The sequence below is a fragment of the Streptomyces sp. NPDC020742 genome, assembly GCF_040641675.1.
In the GTDB taxonomy this organism is placed as follows: domain Bacteria; phylum Actinomycetota; class Actinomycetes; order Streptomycetales; family Streptomycetaceae; genus Streptomyces.
This window is the reverse complement of sequence record NZ_JBFAEA010000041.1, coordinates 1-15,049: the sequence shown is the minus strand read 5'-3', so window position 1 is coordinate 15,049 and position 15,049 is coordinate 1. Positions and strand designations below refer to the sequence as shown.

13 protein-coding genes are annotated in these 15,049 nt (G+C 73.6%); 8 read left to right on the top strand and 5 right to left on the bottom strand.

The features are described from left to right. Positions 1-85: 85 nt before the first annotated feature. Positions 86-1,012: a Ppx/GppA phosphatase family protein gene (locus AB0G84_RS34900; RefSeq protein ID WP_361330268.1), complete on the bottom strand. Its 927-nt coding sequence runs from the start codon at positions 1,010-1,012 to the stop codon at positions 86-88. 153 nt (positions 1,013-1,165) lie between these two features. Here AB0G84_RS34900 and AB0G84_RS34895 point away from each other — a divergent pair, with 153 nt between their 5' ends. After that, entirely contained in the window at positions 1,166-2,044 is an 879-nt protein-coding gene (locus tag AB0G84_RS34895; RefSeq protein ID WP_361330265.1) for a hypothetical protein, read from the top strand. 98 nt (positions 2,045-2,142) lie between these two features. Here the strand turns inward: AB0G84_RS34895 and AB0G84_RS34890 are convergent, their stop codons facing one another. After that, entirely contained in the window at positions 2,143-3,954 is a 1,812-nt protein-coding gene (locus AB0G84_RS34890) for a sigma-70 family RNA polymerase sigma factor (protein WP_361330262.1), read from the bottom strand. A 221-nt stretch (positions 3,955-4,175) separates the two neighbouring features. On the opposite strand from AB0G84_RS34890, the gene radA reads away from it, so the two are divergent. Together radA and disA are read left to right on the top strand one after the other, a co-directional pair. Continuing rightward, positions 4,176-5,588, top strand: coding sequence for a DNA repair protein RadA (gene radA / locus AB0G84_RS34885; RefSeq protein WP_361330259.1), 1,413 nt, complete (start codon positions 4,176-4,178; stop codon positions 5,586-5,588). A 126-nt stretch (positions 5,589-5,714) separates the two neighbouring features. Next, the gene (gene disA / locus AB0G84_RS34880) at positions 5,715-6,839 is read left to right on the top strand and encodes a DNA integrity scanning diadenylate cyclase DisA (RefSeq protein WP_361330256.1); all 1,125 of its coding nucleotides are present in this window, start codon (positions 5,715-5,717) and stop codon (positions 6,837-6,839) included. 135 nt (positions 6,840-6,974) lie between these two features. On the opposite strand, the gene AB0G84_RS34875 is transcribed toward disA, so the two are convergent. The 3 genes from AB0G84_RS34875 to AB0G84_RS34865 form a co-directional block, all read right to left on the bottom strand. Beyond that, positions 6,975-7,976: an NAD-dependent epimerase/dehydratase family protein gene (locus tag AB0G84_RS34875; RefSeq protein WP_361330253.1), complete on the bottom strand. Its 1,002-nt coding sequence runs from the start codon at positions 7,974-7,976 to the stop codon at positions 6,975-6,977. Between the two features lie 185 nt (positions 7,977-8,161). Continuing rightward, a complete protein-coding gene (locus AB0G84_RS34870) occupies positions 8,162-8,995 on the bottom strand; it encodes a hypothetical protein (RefSeq protein ID WP_361330250.1) in 834 nt (277 codons plus the stop codon). A 225-nt stretch (positions 8,996-9,220) separates the two neighbouring features. Continuing rightward, positions 9,221-9,778, bottom strand: a complete 558-nt coding sequence (locus tag AB0G84_RS34865) for a pyridoxamine 5'-phosphate oxidase (protein WP_361330247.1) — start codon at positions 9,776-9,778, stop codon at positions 9,221-9,223. A gap of 257 nt (positions 9,779-10,035) precedes the next feature. On the opposite strand from AB0G84_RS34865, the gene AB0G84_RS34860 reads away from it, so the two are divergent. The 5 genes from AB0G84_RS34860 to cseC all read left to right on the top strand — a co-directional run bounded on the left by AB0G84_RS34860 (position 10,036) and on the right by cseC (position 14,859). Next, the gene (locus AB0G84_RS34860; RefSeq protein WP_361330245.1) at positions 10,036-10,995 is read left to right on the top strand and encodes an A/G-specific adenine glycosylase; all 960 of its coding nucleotides are present in this window, start codon (positions 10,036-10,038) and stop codon (positions 10,993-10,995) included. Positions 10,996-11,379: 384 nt separating this feature from the next. Next, the gene (locus tag AB0G84_RS34855) at positions 11,380-11,931 is read left to right on the top strand and encodes a SigE family RNA polymerase sigma factor (RefSeq protein ID WP_127155366.1); all 552 of its coding nucleotides are present in this window, start codon (positions 11,380-11,382) and stop codon (positions 11,929-11,931) included. 256 nt (positions 11,932-12,187) lie between these two features. Next, on the top strand, positions 12,188-12,826 hold the full coding sequence (locus AB0G84_RS34850; RefSeq protein ID WP_361330243.1) for a hypothetical protein: 639 nt from the start codon (positions 12,188-12,190) through the stop codon (positions 12,824-12,826). Between the two features lie 9 nt (positions 12,827-12,835). Then, the gene (cseB, locus tag AB0G84_RS34845) at positions 12,836-13,546 is read left to right on the top strand and encodes a two-component system response regulator CseB (RefSeq protein WP_361330241.1); all 711 of its coding nucleotides are present in this window, start codon (positions 12,836-12,838) and stop codon (positions 13,544-13,546) included. Between the two features lie 8 nt (positions 13,547-13,554). Further along, positions 13,555-14,859 carry a two-component system sensor histidine kinase CseC gene (gene cseC, locus AB0G84_RS34840; protein ID WP_361330239.1) on the top strand — a complete coding sequence of 435 codons (1,305 nt, stop codon included), beginning with the start codon at positions 13,555-13,557 and terminating at the stop codon, positions 14,857-14,859. The last annotated feature ends 190 nt before the right edge of the window (positions 14,860-15,049 follow it).

Here is a 15,049-nt window from a genome sequence, read left to right as displayed (position 1 = left end):
ACGGCGTGACCGGCGGTACGGGTGTGACGGAGCGCCGGGCGCGGACGTGACGAGTCTCACGCCGGGCCGCCGCCCCGCCCTCCGGCTACGGCAGGTGGTCCAGCCGTCGCAGGATGACGCCCTCGCGCAGTGCCCACGGGCAGATCTCCAGGGTCTCCACCCCGAAGAGGTCCATCGCCGCCTCCGCGACCAGCGCCCCGGCCAGCAGCTGCCGCGAGCGCCCCTCCGACACGCCGGGCAGCGCCGCCCGTTCCCGCGCCGGCATCCCGGCCAGCCGCGGCACCCACTCCTCCAGCTTCTTGCGGGTCAGCTCGCGCTGGACGTAGAGGCCCTCGGCGGAGCGTGCGGCACCCGCGATCCGGGCCAGCTGCCGGAAGGTCTTGGACGTGCCGACGACGCGGTCGGGAGTGCCGTACCGGCTGAACTCGCTGACCACCTTGGCGATCTCGGCCCGCACCCGCCGGCGCAGCCCCCGTACGTCCTCGGACTCCGGCGGGTCGCCGGGCAGGTCGCCCGAGGTCAGCCGGCCCGCCCCGAGCGGCAGCGAGACCGCCACGTCCGGGTCCTCGTCCAGGCCGTAGGCGATCTCCAGCGAGCCGCCGCCGATGTCCAGCACCAGCAGCCGGCCCGCGGACCAGCCCAGCCAGCGGCGCGCGGCCAGGAAGGTCAGCCGCGCCTCGTCCTCCCCGGAGAGCACCTGGAGGTCCACGCTGGTCTCCAGGGCGACCCGGCGCAGCACGTCCTCGCCGTTGGTGGCCTCCCGCACCGCGGAGGTGGCGAACGGCAGCACGCTCTCGACGCCCTTGTCCTCGGCCACCTGGAGCGCGTCGAGGACGGTCGCCACCAGCTGCTCCACGCCCGCATCGCTTATGGCGCCGCTCTCGTCGAGCAGCTCCGCAAGGCGCAGCTCCGCCTTGTGCGAGTAGGCGGGCAGCGGGCGCGCGCCCGGGTGCGCGTCCACCACCAGCAGATGGACCGTATTCGAACCCACATCGAGGACACCGAGTCTCATACGGGGAAACCTACTGCGCGCACGGCACACTCCTCTCGGCGCGGTCCCCCCAGGCCCCGGGCCGTGTTCGCGCGGGGGCCCGGCCCGCCACACGGGAAATTGCAGAATTCCGCAATTGCTCAGGTCCGCGCGGCGCCCCGTACGCTGGACCCCGTGGCTAAGACGAAAAAGGCGAAGCACGAAAAAGCGCTGAAGAAGGAAGAAAAGCGGCGTGCCCAGGCGGCCGGGGCCCCGGCCGACGAGGTCGGGCTCGACTTCGCCCGCGCCTGGGTCACCTTCCCCGACCCGGCGGACGACGAGCAGCTCTTCCGCTGCGACCTGACCTGGCTGACCTCTCGCTGGACCTGCATCTTCGGCAGCGGCTGCCAGGGCATCCAGGCCGGCCGCGCGGACGACGGCTGCTGCACGCTCGGGGCGCACTTCTCGGACGACGACGACGAGCAGCGGGTCGCCGACCACGTGGCGCGGCTCACGCCCGACCTGTGGCAGTTCCACGACGTCGGCACCGAGACCGGCTGGGTCGAGGAGGACGAGGACGGCGAGCGGCAGACCCGCCGCTGGCAGGGCTCCTGCATCTTCCAGAACCGCCCCGGCTTCCCGGCCGGCGCGGGGTGCTCGCTGCACATCCTCGCGCTGCGCGAGGGCCGCGAGCCCCTGGAGACCAAGCCGGACGTCTGCTGGCAGCTGCCGGTGCGGCGCACCTACGACTGGATCGACCGGCCCGACGACACCCAGGTGCTCCAGGTGACGATCGGCGAGTACGACCGCCGCGGCTGGGGGCCGGGCGGCCACGACCTGCACTGGTGGTGCACCTCCGCCACCTCGGCGCACGGCGCGGGCGAACCGGTCTACGTCTCCTACAAGCCGGAGCTCACCGAGCTGATGGGCAAGAAGGGCTACGCCAAGCTCGTCGAGCTGTGCGAGGAGCGGCTGGCGGCGACCCTGCCGATGGCGCCGCACCCCGCGGACCCGCAGCAGCCGCCGGGGCCCTCGAAGGCGACCAAGGACCAGAAGCACCAGAAGGTGACCTGAGGCGCTTCCCCCCGGCTCTTCGCGGGCGCCCGCCGTCGAGGCCGCTGCGTGCGGCCGGCCCCGCTGAGCGTCCGGCCCCGTAGCGCGGGGCCGGCCGCTCAGCGCGCCGGGCGCGTCGTGTTGAAGGGCGTCGAGGACGGCTTCGGGGTGCTCGCGGTCGGCGTCGGGGACGGAGTGGGGCTGGTGGGCGTGGGGGTCGGCGCGGGATGGGTGGGCGTCGGCGTCCCCGGGTGCGTGGGGTGCGTCGGGTGCGAGGGGACCGGCGTTGGGCGGGTGGGCCCCGGCCCGTGCGGGTGGCCGGGCGCCGGACCGGTCGCGCCGTAGCCCTCCATCGTCACGGCGGTGCCACCGGGCTCGATGGCGACCCTGGCCCGCCAGTGGCCCGCGGGCTCCCGGTCATGGTCCACATAGATCGTGATCGTCGCCGTCTCCCCCGGCCGCAGCGAACCCGCCGTCCGGCTCAGCTGCAGCCAGGCCGCGCCCGGCGACGCCGTCCAGTGCACCGGCGTACCGCCCGAGGCGCTGAGGGTGATCAGCGTCGCCCGGCCGCTCGGCTGCGCGGCGACCGTCAGCCGGCCCGGGCCCTTCTGCGACCGTCCCGCCGCCCCGCCCGGCCGCACCGGCGTGCCGTCCGCGCTGACCACCTCGACCGACACATCGGGCGTCCCGTCACCGGCGGTGAAACCGGGCACGGGCGTCGTACGGGCGTTGCCGGCGTTCTCGTACGGGCGGCCGCCCAGTCGTGGGCCGGCCTCGTGCTCGCTGGCCGTCACCGAGGGCGAGCTGTCCGCCGCCTCCCCCGTGGCCGGGGCCTCCCGGTAGGCCGCCCAGAGGGCCAGCACCGGCGCCGCGACGACCGTCGCCACCACCGTCGTCGTCAGCGCCCGGGCGCGCAGCCTGCGCCGGCGGGCCGCCCGGTCCGTCGGCGCGCCCACCGGGAAGCCGCTGCGGTCATAGCGAGGAGAACCGTTTGCCCCGGCCGCCCGGCCACCGCGCCCGGCCCCGGGCACCCCTTCGGCCCGGCCCGAACGGGAGCGGCGGGCCGCCGCCAGCGCACCGGCCACCGCTTCCCGGGGCGCCCCGACCAGCGGCAGCGCGCCCTGAGCCACCGGTGCGGTGCCCGGCCACGTCCCCGGTACCGTCGCCCGCTCCGCGCTCCGCCGGCACTCGGCGCAGTCGTCGACATGCCGCACCAGCTCCCGGCTCAGCGCCGCGCCCAGCAGCAGCTGACTGTCACCGGCCAGCCGCGCGACCTCACGGCACCGCCCGGACTCGACGACCGCCAGCGCCGCCCGGGTCCGCTCCACCTCGCAGGACGCGGTGGCCAGCAGCGCCCGAGTGGCGATCGGGTCGGCACCGAGCACCGCGGCGACCTCGTCGGCGGAGAGCCGGTGGCGCACCGAGAGCTCCAGCGCCTCCCGCTGCTCGGGGGTGGTGCCGGCCGCCTCCGGCCAGGCCAGCGCGGCGAGTTCGCGCTGCCGCTGCCCGGTGTCCGGCCGCCGCGCCGCGGCACGTCCGCCGTCCCCGCGCCGCGCCCCGGACCCTTCGCGCCGGCCGGAGCGGCCCGCGTCCGGGCCGGTCCGCTCGGCGAGCCGGCGCAGACAGGCCCAGCGGGCCAGCGCATAGAACCAGGAGCGGTGCAGCACCGGGTCGGCGGGCCGCCGGGTGTGGTGCCGTTCGGCGAGCGCCAACACCTCACCGAGCACCGTGGTCGCCGCATCGTGGTCGCACAGGACGGACAGACAGTAGGTGAACAGCCCGTCCAGATACGGCTGATGGCCGTCGCCGGACTCGGCCGCGGTGGGCGGCGCGGGCCGCTCGGCGGGCTGTGGGCGGCTCCGGCGCCGGTCGTCGCCGCGCGACCGGTGTGCGCCGGTGGAGTGCGTGGGGTGCTCGGGCCTGCTGCTCATCACCCGGGCGACGGTAGGGGGATGATGCAGCCAGGCCTGCTCTCCTCGCACACTTTTAACCCTTACGGGTGACCATCTCCCTCAAAAGGGGACACCGCCCTTCCTTTCCGCCGGCCGGTGCGCTCCACGTGGCGCCACCCGGTCGGAGCGCACCGGCCGCGCGAGGCCCCTCCCGCCCCTCGGGCGACGGCGCTGTCACACCCCGCCGCTACGGTGACTCCATGGCAACTCGTAAATCGTCGGGCAAGGAGCGCCCCTCGTACCGCTGCACGGAGTGCGGCTGGACCACCGCGAAGTGGCTCGGCCGCTGCCCCGAGTGCCAGGCGTGGGGCACCGTCGAGGAGTTCGGCGGCACCCCGGCGGTCCGTACGACCGCGCCCGGCCGGGTCACCACCGCCGCCCTGCCCATCGGCCAGGTCGACGGCCGGCAGGCCACCGCCCGCTCCACCGGCGTGGACGAGCTCGACCGGGTGCTGGGCGGCGGGCTGGTCCCCGGCGCCGTGGTGCTGCTGGCCGGCGAGCCCGGCGTCGGCAAGTCCACCCTGCTGCTGGACGCCGCCGCCAAGTCGGCCTCCGACGCACACCGCACCCTCTACGTCACCGGCGAGGAGTCCGCGAGCCAGGTGCGGCTGCGCGCCGACCGCATCGGCGCCCTCAGCGACCACCTCTACCTCGCGGCCGAGACCGACCTCTCCGCCGTCCTCGGCCACCTCGACACCGTCAAGCCCTCCCTGCTCGTCCTGGACTCGGTGCAGACCGTCGCCTCCCCCGAGATCGACGGCGCCCCCGGCGGCATGGCCCAGGTCCGGGAGGTCGCCGGCGCGCTGATCCGGGCCTCCAAGGAACGCGGCATGTCGACCCTGCTGGTCGGCCATGTCACCAAGGACGGCGCCATCGCCGGCCCCCGCCTGCTGGAACACCTCGTCGACGTGGTCCTGCACTTCGAGGGCGACCGGCACGCCCGCCTGCGCCTGGTCCGCGGCGTCAAGAACCGCTACGGCACCACCGACGAGGTCGGCTGCTTCGAGCTGCACGACGAGGGCATCACCGGCCTCGCCGACCCCTCCGGGCTGTTCCTGACCCGCCGCGCCGAACCGGTGCCCGGCACCTGCCTGACCGTGACCCTGGAGGGTCGCCGCCCGCTCGTCGCCGAGGTCCAGGCGCTCACCGTCGACTCCCAGATCCCCTCCCCCCGGCGCACCACCTCCGGACTGGAGACCTCCCGGGTGTCGATGATGCTCGCCGTCCTGGAGCAGCGCGGCCGGATCAGCGCCCTCGGCAAGCGCGACATCTACAGCGCCACCGTCGGCGGGGTGAAGCTCACCGAGCCCGCCGCCGACCTCGCCGTGGCCCTCGCCCTGGCCAGCGCCGCCAGCGACACCCCGCTGCCCAAGAACCTCGTCGCCATCGGCGAAGTGGGGCTCGCCGGCGAGGTCAGAAGGGTCACCGGCGTCCAGCGCCGACTGTCCGAAGCCGCCCGGCTCGGCTTCACCCACGCCCTGGTCCCCTCCGACCCCGGCAAGATCCCCGAGGGAATGCGGGTGATGGAGGTCGCCGACGTCGGACAGGCGCTGACCGTGCTGCCCAAGCGCATGCGCCGGGAGGCCCCACAGGAAGAGGGCGTACGCCGGTAGACTTTGCCCTGGTCTCGCCCGTCACCGCAGAATTGGCTGTCGGCCACGTACGCTCCGCTGGTACGTCAACCACGGCATGGGCCGGGCGGCCTGCGGACCGAGCGACCCTTGCGACGGAGGAGTGCAGTGGCAGTCAACGACCGGGCATCGACTCCCGGCAGGTCCGGTGGGAACCCCGGCACCGAGAGCCTGATGCGCGCCTCGCTGAGCGCCGTCGCGCCCGGTACCGCGCTGCGCGACGGCCTGGAACGGATCCTCCGCGGCAACACCGGCGGCCTGATCGTGCTGGGCTTCGACAAGACCGTCGAGACCATGTGCACCGGCGGCTTCGTCCTCGATGTCGAATTCACCGCCACCCGCCTGCGCGAGCTGTGCAAGCTGGACGGCGCCCTGGTCCTCGACAAGGACATCACCAAGATCCTCCGGGCCGGCGTCCAGCTGGTCCCCGACGCCTCCATCCCCACGGAGGAGACCGGCACCCGCCACCGCACCGCCCAGCGGGTCTCCATCCAGGCCGGCTTCCCCGTCGTCTCGGTCAGCCAGTCCATGCGGCTGATCGCCCTGTACGTCGACGGTGAGCGCCGCGTCCTGGAGGAGTCCGCCGCGATCCTCTCCCGCGCCAACCAGGCGCTGGCCACCCTGGAGCGCTACAAGCTCCGGCTGGACGAGGTCGCCGGCACCCTCTCCGCACTCGAGATCGAGGACCTGGTCACGGTCCGCGACGTCAGCGCGGTCGCCCAGCGCCTGGAGATGGTCCGCCGGATCGCCACCGAGATCGCCGAGTACGTGGTCGAACTCGGCACCGACGGCCGGCTGCTCGCCCTCCAGCTCGAAGAGCTGATCGCCGGCGTGGAGCCGGAGCGCGAGCTGGTCGTCCGGGACTACGTCCCCGAGCCCACCGCCAAGCGCTCCCGCACCGTCACCGAAGCGCTCTCCGAGCTGGACTCGCTTACCCACACCGAGCTGCTCGAACTCCCCATCGTGGCCCGTGCGCTGGGCTACAGCGGCTCCCCCGAGACCCTGGACTCGGCGGTCTCCCCCCGCGGCTTCCGCCTGCTGGCCAAGGTCCCCCGCCTCCCCGGCACGGTCATCGAACGCCTCGTCGACCACTTCGGCGGGCTGCAGAAGCTCCTCGCCGCCAGCGTCGACGACCTCCAGACGGTCGACGGCGTCGGCGAGGCCCGCGCCCGCTCCGTACGCGAGGGCCTGTCGCGACTGGCCGAGTCGTCGATCCTGGAGCGGTACGTCTGACCACCGTGCACCGGTACGGACGGCGGCAGGGGCCGCGGTAGACGACGGGGCCGGGGAACGGCGGAGCCACCGCTTCCGCGGCCCGGCCCGCCGCCCGCCGGCCCCCTCCGTCAGGGGGTCATCGGGCCCCGTCCGTCAGGGCGTCCGCCCGCCCCCGTCCAGCACCGCCGCCTCCTTCTGCGGCGCCAGACCCACCGCCGGGCGGTCCGGCCGCTGCGGCGCCGAGCCACCGATCTCCTGGAGCCAGGCCCAGGTGTCGGCGACGGTCTCCCGCACGGGACGGCAACGCAGCCCGCTCGCCAGGACCTTGGTGACATCCGCCCCGTAGAACGCGTCGCGCAGTTCACTCGGCGGGATCCAGATGGGCAGCTCGGTCCACGGCTCGATGCCGGCGGCCAGCACCTCCTCCGGGTCCTTCCAGCGCAGCTCCGCGTCCGAGCCGGTCACCTCCACACAGCTCTCCAGCAACTCGCCCATCGTGGCGTGCCCGACCCCGCTCAGCATGTTGTAGGCGCCGCCGAGGCCGGCCGTCAGCGCATCGAGGAGCCACTCGGCCAGGTCACGCACATCGATGTACTGCAGCGCCGTCTCCCGCGGCCCCGGCGCCAGGACCGGTCCGCCGCGGGCGATCCGGCCGAGCCACCACGGCAGCCGCCCGATGTTCTCGTAGGGGCCGATGATCAGCCCCGCCCGGACCAGCAGCGCCCGCTCCCCGAACGCCTCGACCGCGGCCACCTCGCCGCCCCGCTTTGCCGCCGCGTAGTCCGCACCGTCCGTGGAGTCGGCCGAACCGTCCACCAACGGGCCGTTCTCGTCGAGCCCGTACGCGGCCGGGTAGGCGTACACCGACCGGCTGGAGACGTACGCATACGTCCGGGCCCGCCCGGCCAGCAGCCGCGCGGCGTCCCGTACGGCCGAGGGCGCGCCGGACCAGGTGTCGACGACGGCGTCCCACTCGCCCTCTTTCAGGGCCGCCAGGCCCGCCGCGTCCCCGCGGTCCCCGTGCAGCGCCGTCGCGCCCTGCGGCGGCGCATGGTGGCCGCGGTGGAAGACCGTGACCTGCCAACCCCGGGCCAGCGCGGCCTCGGTGACCGCCCGTCCCACGAATTCCGTTCCGCCCAGCATCAGAAGCCTCATACCGGCGACTGTGCCGGACCGGTGCGACCGCCACCAGTGCCGCACGCTCTCGGCGGAATCACTACGGGCGGAACTAACGGAAGCGGAGCTTCCAGGAGGACGCGGGCCCGCTGCCGGGCAGCGGTGGGGGCGTTTCTTTTGGATCTTCGGGGATCAGCGAGCCACGAAGGTCCGAAAGAGGCGCCCTAGTCCTTGGCCAGCTCGAACGTCGTGTGCGCCGTCTTCAGGCCCGGCACCTGCGCCTCGATCCGGTACGCACCGGCCGGCACGGTGGCCGAACTCGGCGTCGCGCAGCGCGGGCCACTGGCCCGGCGGTCCCACTCGACGGTGCGCGTGACCGCGCCCTTGGCCGGCACCTTCAGCAGCGCGGGGGCCGTGCCGGACGGGCAGTCGTTGGAGGCCCACACCCGGTCGTCGCCGGCCGAGTCGGTGATGGTCAACACCGCGGCCTTCCGCCCGAGGTCGACCTTGCACTCGTCGTCGGCGGTGTTCTTGACCGTCAGCTCGAACGTCGGCTTCCGGTCCGGGGAGTAGGAGTCCTTCTTGCTGCGCAGGACCAACTCTACGGTGGGAGAGGTGCAGTTGGGGAGGGAGGAGTCGGCCGGTACGGCGCTGCCGGAGCCCTGGCCGAGCGGCCCGCTGCCACCCGAGGCCGAGCCGGAACCGCTGTCCCCGGAGCCACTGCCGTCACCGGAATCACCGCCGCCGCCCGACGCGTCATCGCCGCCGCCCGAACCGGAGTCCGAGCCCGAGCCCCCGCCGGCCGACTCATCGCGTCCGCCCGGCCGTTGATCGTCCGACGAGCCTCCGGAGGAGGGTCCGGGCGTGATGGAGTTCGCGGGACCCTTTCCGTGCGAACCGCCCTTGCCCTCCTCGCCGTTGCCGCCACCGACCCCGCCCAAGGTGAGCGCCCAGACGACCAGAACGGCGAGCAGGACGACGATGGCCAGCGCAACGGCCCTCCGCCGCCAGTAGATGGAGGAGGGGAGCGGCCCGATCGGATTGCGCAGTGATCCCACGCGGAAACTCTACGAGAGATCAGCAGCCACACCGGCCACTACCCGCCGCATCGGACTGCAACTTTTCCCATGATCGGTCCGGAGCGGTTCCCGCAGCCGCGTTTCCCACCGTAACGGGCCCGATGCCCCGTTAGCGCGTTTCCTTCGGATCTCCGCGGTCTGCTCCGCTCCGGCCGCACTTCCGGCCGTTGCCCCCGACGTTCACCGCCGCGCCGACGGTCCGCCTCAGGCCCGTCGCCACTCCTCCTTGTGCCCGAAGCCCTGCCCGTTGTCGATCAGCCGGAGCCAGTCGGGGCGCAGCTCCCACAGGGTGGTGCGCTCCAGGGCGTCCCGGAGGCGGTCGCTCTGCCCGACGAAGGGGAAGCGTCCGGTGTAGGCCCGCCAGCCGGCCGCCCGCTCGGCGCCGGACAGGGTGCGGCAGCGCCCCCGCCCCTGGAGCCCGGTCAGCTCGCTCCACTCCTGGCCGTCCCGCTGCACCGTGAACGCGACCCGGGCGCCGGGCTCCGCGAGTGCCCGGCCGTGCCGGGTCGTGGTCGCGGTGACGAAGTACAGCACCGGATCCGGGCCGGAGCCCCCCGGTGCCCCACCGCTGCCGGCCATGCGGTCGCCACCGCCGGCCGGCCCACCGCCCGTCGCGTAGAGCACCGCACAGGCCTGCGGGCCGTCCTCGTCCCCGTACGCCAGCGTCATGGTGGTGTGCGCGGCCAGCGCCCGCCGGATCGACTCCGGGCAGGCCGGCTCCCCCGCCACGCCCGCGGTTTCCGTGTGTCCCGTACCGCTCATCCCTGCACCGCACCGTTCGTCGCCGGTGCGCACCGCTCATCCCCGCGCACCGTGGCCGTTCGTCCTTCCGTCCCCGCATCTTCCCCCGCCCCACGTCCTTCTTCTTCCCGCCCCGGGCCGCCCTTCCGCACTGCCGCCCCTACCGCCGGTAGCGGCCACCGTGCGTACGCCGCCGTCCTGCGTGCGGGTGGGCGCGCGGCGGGGCGGGCCCGGTGCGTTTCCCGGGCGCGGGCCGACGTGCCAGGATCGGCGGTGCCATGACTTCGACTCCTGTCACCTCCACCGCCACGACCGCCGCCGCCGAGACCGCCTCCGCCGCCGTTCCGGCCGCGGGCGCCGCAGACGGGGCCGGGCTGCACGGCCCGGTCACCGACTGGTTCGACGAGCACGCCCGCGATCTGCCCTGGCGCCGCCCCGAGGCGGGCGCCTGGGGTGTGATGGTGAGCGAGTTCATGCTGCAGCAGACCCCGGTCAGCAGAGTGCTGCCGGTGTACGAGCAGTGGATGGCCCGCTGGCCGCGCCCTGCCGACCTGGCCGCCGAGGCGCCGGGCGAGGCGGTTCGGGCGTGGGGCCGGCTGGGCTACCCGCGGCGCGCGCTGCGTCTGCACGCCGCCGCATCCGCCATACAGGAGCGGCACGGCGGTGATGTGCCGCGGGAACACGGCCAGCTGCTGGCGCTGCCCGGCGTCGGGGAGTACACCGCCGCCGCGGTGGCGTCGTTCGCGTACGGGCAGCGGCACGCGGTGCTGGACACCAATGTGCGCCGGGTGTTCGCGCGGGCGGTGACCGGGCGGCAGTTCCCGCCGAACGCCACCACCGCGGCGGAGCGGAAGCTCGCCCGCCAGCTGCTGCCCGAGGACGAGGGCCTGGCCGCGCGCTGGGCGGCGGCCACGATGGAGCTGGGAGCGCTGCTGTGTACGGCGCGAACGCCGGAGTGCCACCGCTGCCCGATCGCGGCGCAGTGTGCGTGGCGGCTGGCCGGGTCGCCGGCGCACGACGGGCCGCCGCGGCGCACCCAGGCGTACGCGGGAACGGACCGTCAGGTGCGCGGCAAGCTGCTGGCGGTGCTGCGGGAGGCGGTCACGCCGGTGCCGCAGCAGGTGCTGGACGCGGTGTGGGACGAGCCGGTGCAGCGGGCCCGGGCGTTGGACGGGCTGGTCTCGGACGGTCTGGTGGAGCCGGTGACCGGGGGTCGGTACCGCCTGCCGCTGTCGTAGCGGGACGGTCACAGAGCGCCGATCAGGCCCGGTTGCCGCGGCGGCCGGGCCTGATGCCGTGTCAGACCTCGGGTGTACTGACGGAAAAGCGCCGACAATATGGCCGGATGGCACCACCCGTAAGGGACGGTCACCGCAGGGAAGTGCCTCGTAGGCCTTGTGGTGGGGGCCACCCTCCGTCCGGAGGAGGACCCGCGGGGGCCCGCCGTCCGTCCGAGGTATGACCCCCAGCGGGCTGTTACACAACCGAGGGTTTTCCGTGCACTCCTTGTGGGGCCCACGCACATTACGCCGCAACACCCTCTCCGTAGCGTCTTCCCCGTGCTGGAGACGACCGCCAGCACGGTCAACGTGGGGAATCGCAAGCGGATCGGAGGCGTCGAAATGGCGACCAGCGGCGGCAAGGTACTGGACTTCGAAGAGTACGTGCGCACGCGGCAGGAGGCCCTGCTGCGCAGCGCCCGGCGCCTGGTGCCCGACCCGGTGGACGCCCAGGACCTGCTGCAGACGGCCCTGGTCCGCACCTACGGCCGCTGGGACGGCATCGCGGACAAGTCGCTGGCCGACGCCTACCTGCGCCGAGTCATGATCAACACCCGCACGGAGTGGTGGCGGGCGCGCAAGCTGGAGGAGGTGCCCACCGAGCAGCTCCCGGACGCGAGCGTGGACGACGGCACCGAGCAGCGCGCCGACCGGGCCCTGCTGATGGACATCCTCGGGGTGCTCGCCCCCAAGCAGCGCAGCGTCGTGGTGCTGCGGCACTGGGAGCAGATGAGCACCGAGGAGACCGCTGCCGCGCTCGGGATGTCCACGGGTACGGTCAAGAGCACCCTGCACCGCGCACTGGCCCGGCTGCGCCAGGAGCTGCAGATGCGGGACATCGACGCACGGATGCTGGAGCGCGGGGAGCAGGAGCGGGAGCGGTGCGCGGCCTGACCGGCGGCGCACGGTATCCGAGCCCTGGTGCCCCTCCGGTAGGGGGCGGCGCGTCGAAGCGCGCGACACTACCGGCAAAAAGCGCGACATTACATGTGAAAACGGTCACGTCCTGGGACAGCGTACGCTTCACAGCTCGACGCGCGACAATCACATCAGGAACAGCAGCGGCATCGGCGGCTGTGCGAGCAGCACGGTGAGCAGGAGCGGATTGTCCAGGAACAGGTTGACCAGGAAAAGGTTGACCAGGATCGGGTTGACCAAGGGCGGCGCGGCCACGGCGGGTGTGGCCGCCGTCGGCCTTTTGCTGGCCGGGTGCAACCCGGGCGGCGAGGGCGTCCGCAGCGAGGGGGCCGCCAGCACCACCCCCGCACCCAAGGGCAGGGTGAGTTCGTCCCCGAGCCCAACCTCCACCGCCAGCTACAAGAAGGTCGACGCCGTCCGGCTGATGAAGGACGACCCCAAGGTCAGCCCGGACGTGAAGAAGTCCCTCTACAAGCCGTGCGCGGCCGACGAGTACCCGGTCGAGGTGACTTATGCGTCGCTCACCGGCAGCACCTCCCAAGACGTCATCGTCAACGTCATGACCTGCGCCGATTCGGTCGGAATCGGCTCGTACGTCTACCGCAGGCACAGCGGCGCGCGGGACGGGTATGACAACGTGTACGCCAACGAGCAGCCGTCGGTGTACGCCGCGGTCAACAAGGGCGAGTTGGAGATCTCCAAGCAGACCTACGCCCCCGGCGACAAGGTCTGCTGCCCGTCCGGCGAGGACGTGACCACGTACCGCTGGACCCACGGCCGCTTCACCTCGGACGACGAGTACCACACCGACTACAGCAAGACCACCGTCGACGGCGGGCAGCCGGGCGACGACCCGGGATCGGAGGGTTGAGACAACGGCATGGCCGACACCCATGTGCTCTTCGTCGAGGACGACGATGTCATCCGCGAGGCCACCCAGCTCGCTCTGGAGCGGGACGGCTTCGTGGTCACCGCGATGCCCGACGGGCTGGCCGGTCTGGAGGCGTTCCGCGCCAACCAGCCCGATATCGCCCTGCTCGATGTGATGGTGCCGGGCCTGGACGGCGTCAGCCTGTGCCGCCGGATCCGCGACGAGTCGACGGTTCCGGTGATCATGCTCTCCGCCCGGGCCGACTCCATCGACGTGGTGCTGGGCCTGGAGGCGGGCGCGGACGACTACGTCACCAAGCCGTTCGACGGGGCGGTGCTGGTCGCGCGGATCCGTGCGGTGCTGCGCCGCTTCGGGCACGCCAGCGGCCCGAACGGCAGCCGGCCGGCGGCCGCCGAGGTGGACGATCCGGCCGAGGCGGTGCTGCGCTTCGGGGACCTGGAGGTCGACACCGAGGGCATGGAGGTGCGCAAGGGCGGCCAGAACGTCGCGCTGACACCCACCGAGATGCGGCTGCTGCTGGAGTTCTCCAACGCCCCCGGTACGGTCCTGTCCCGGGACCGGCTGCTGGAGCGGGTCTGGGACTACGGCTGGGGCGGCGACACCCGGGTGGTGGACGTCCATGTCCAGCGGCTGCGCGGCAAGATCGGCCAGGACCGGATCGAGACGGTCCGCGGCTTCGGTTACAAGCTGAGAGGCTGACGCCCACGGTGGTGAGGCTGGCCCTGCGCACAGGGCTGAGATGGAAGCTCAGCGCAGCGATCGCGCTCGTCGGAGCTCTGGTCGCGGTCGCGCTGAGCCTTGTCGTGCACAATGCAGCCCGCCACTCCATGCTCGACAACAGCCGGGACGTCCAGGTCGAGCGCCTGAACTTCACCCAGAAGATCTTCGAGTCGACCAACCGTCTGCAGTTCGGCGCGAAGATCGACGATCCGGCGCTGCCGCCGGCGCTCCGCAAGGAGGTCGCCGAGAACGAGCGCGCCACCTACCTCCAGGACACCGGGGAGACCGCCCCCGAGGTGTGGGCGGCCACCCCGCTGAGCAACGGCCGGGTGCTGTCGATGCACGACCGCTTCCCGGACCGCTTCGCGGTGCTGGACGACCTGGACCGGGCGCTGGTGATCGGCTCGACCGCGGTCGTGGTCGGCGGCTGTGCCCTGGGCGTACTGGTCGGCGGGCGGCTGTCTCGGCGGCTGCGTAAGGCGGCCGCTGCGGCGGGCAAGCTGGCCGACGGGGACACCTCAGTACGGATCCGCGACGAGGTCGGCGGCGGACGGGTGCACGACGAGACCGACGACCTGGCCTGGGCCGTGGACGCCATGTCGGACGCCCTCCAGGAACGCATCGAGGCCGAACGCCGGGTGACCGCCGACATCGCCCATGAGCTGCGCACCCCGGTGACCGGTCTGCTGACCGCGGCCGAGCTGCTGCCCCCGGGCCGCCCCTCGGAGCTGGTACGGGACCGGGCGCAGGCGCTGCGGACCCTGGTGGAGGACGTACTGGAGGTGGCCCGGCTGGACGGCCACGCCGAGCGGGCCGAACTGCAGGACGTGGTGCTGGGCGAGTTCGTCGTCCGGCGGGTGCGCGCCCTGGACCCGGACATCACGGTCGATGTGGCACGGGAGGCCGAGGTCACCACGGACCCCCGGCGCCTGGAGCGGATCCTGGGCAACCTCATCGCGAACGCGGCCCGGCACGGCAGGCCGCCGATCGAGGTCACGGTCGAGGGCCGGGTCCTACGGGTCCGGGACCACGGGCCCGGATTCCCCGAGGCGCTGCTGCGGGAGGGCCCCAGCCGGTTCCGCACCGGCAGCAGCGACCGGGCCGGCCGCGGCCACGGCCTGGGCCTGACCATCGCGGCCGGCCAGGCCCGGGTGCTCGGCGCCCGCCTCACCTTCCACAACGCCGACGCACTCACGGACGGCTCGACCGGTGCGGTCTCGGTCCTCTGGCTCCCGGAGAACGCCCCGACGAACACGGGCAGCTTTCCGGTGATCACCCTGCCGGATCGCTGACGCTTGGTCTTCTTCCCACGTGTTCGGCTGTCCCGCCGTGGGGGTTTGTCGCCGTTGCTCCCCCACTGCCTTAAGGGCGTGGGAGGTACCCCCACGCGGCGGGCGGTGCCGCTGCGCGGGGCTGTTGGGTGCGGTGACGGGCCTGCGGGGTCTGGTGTGTGGACTGCTTCGCTTTACGTCCACACACCAG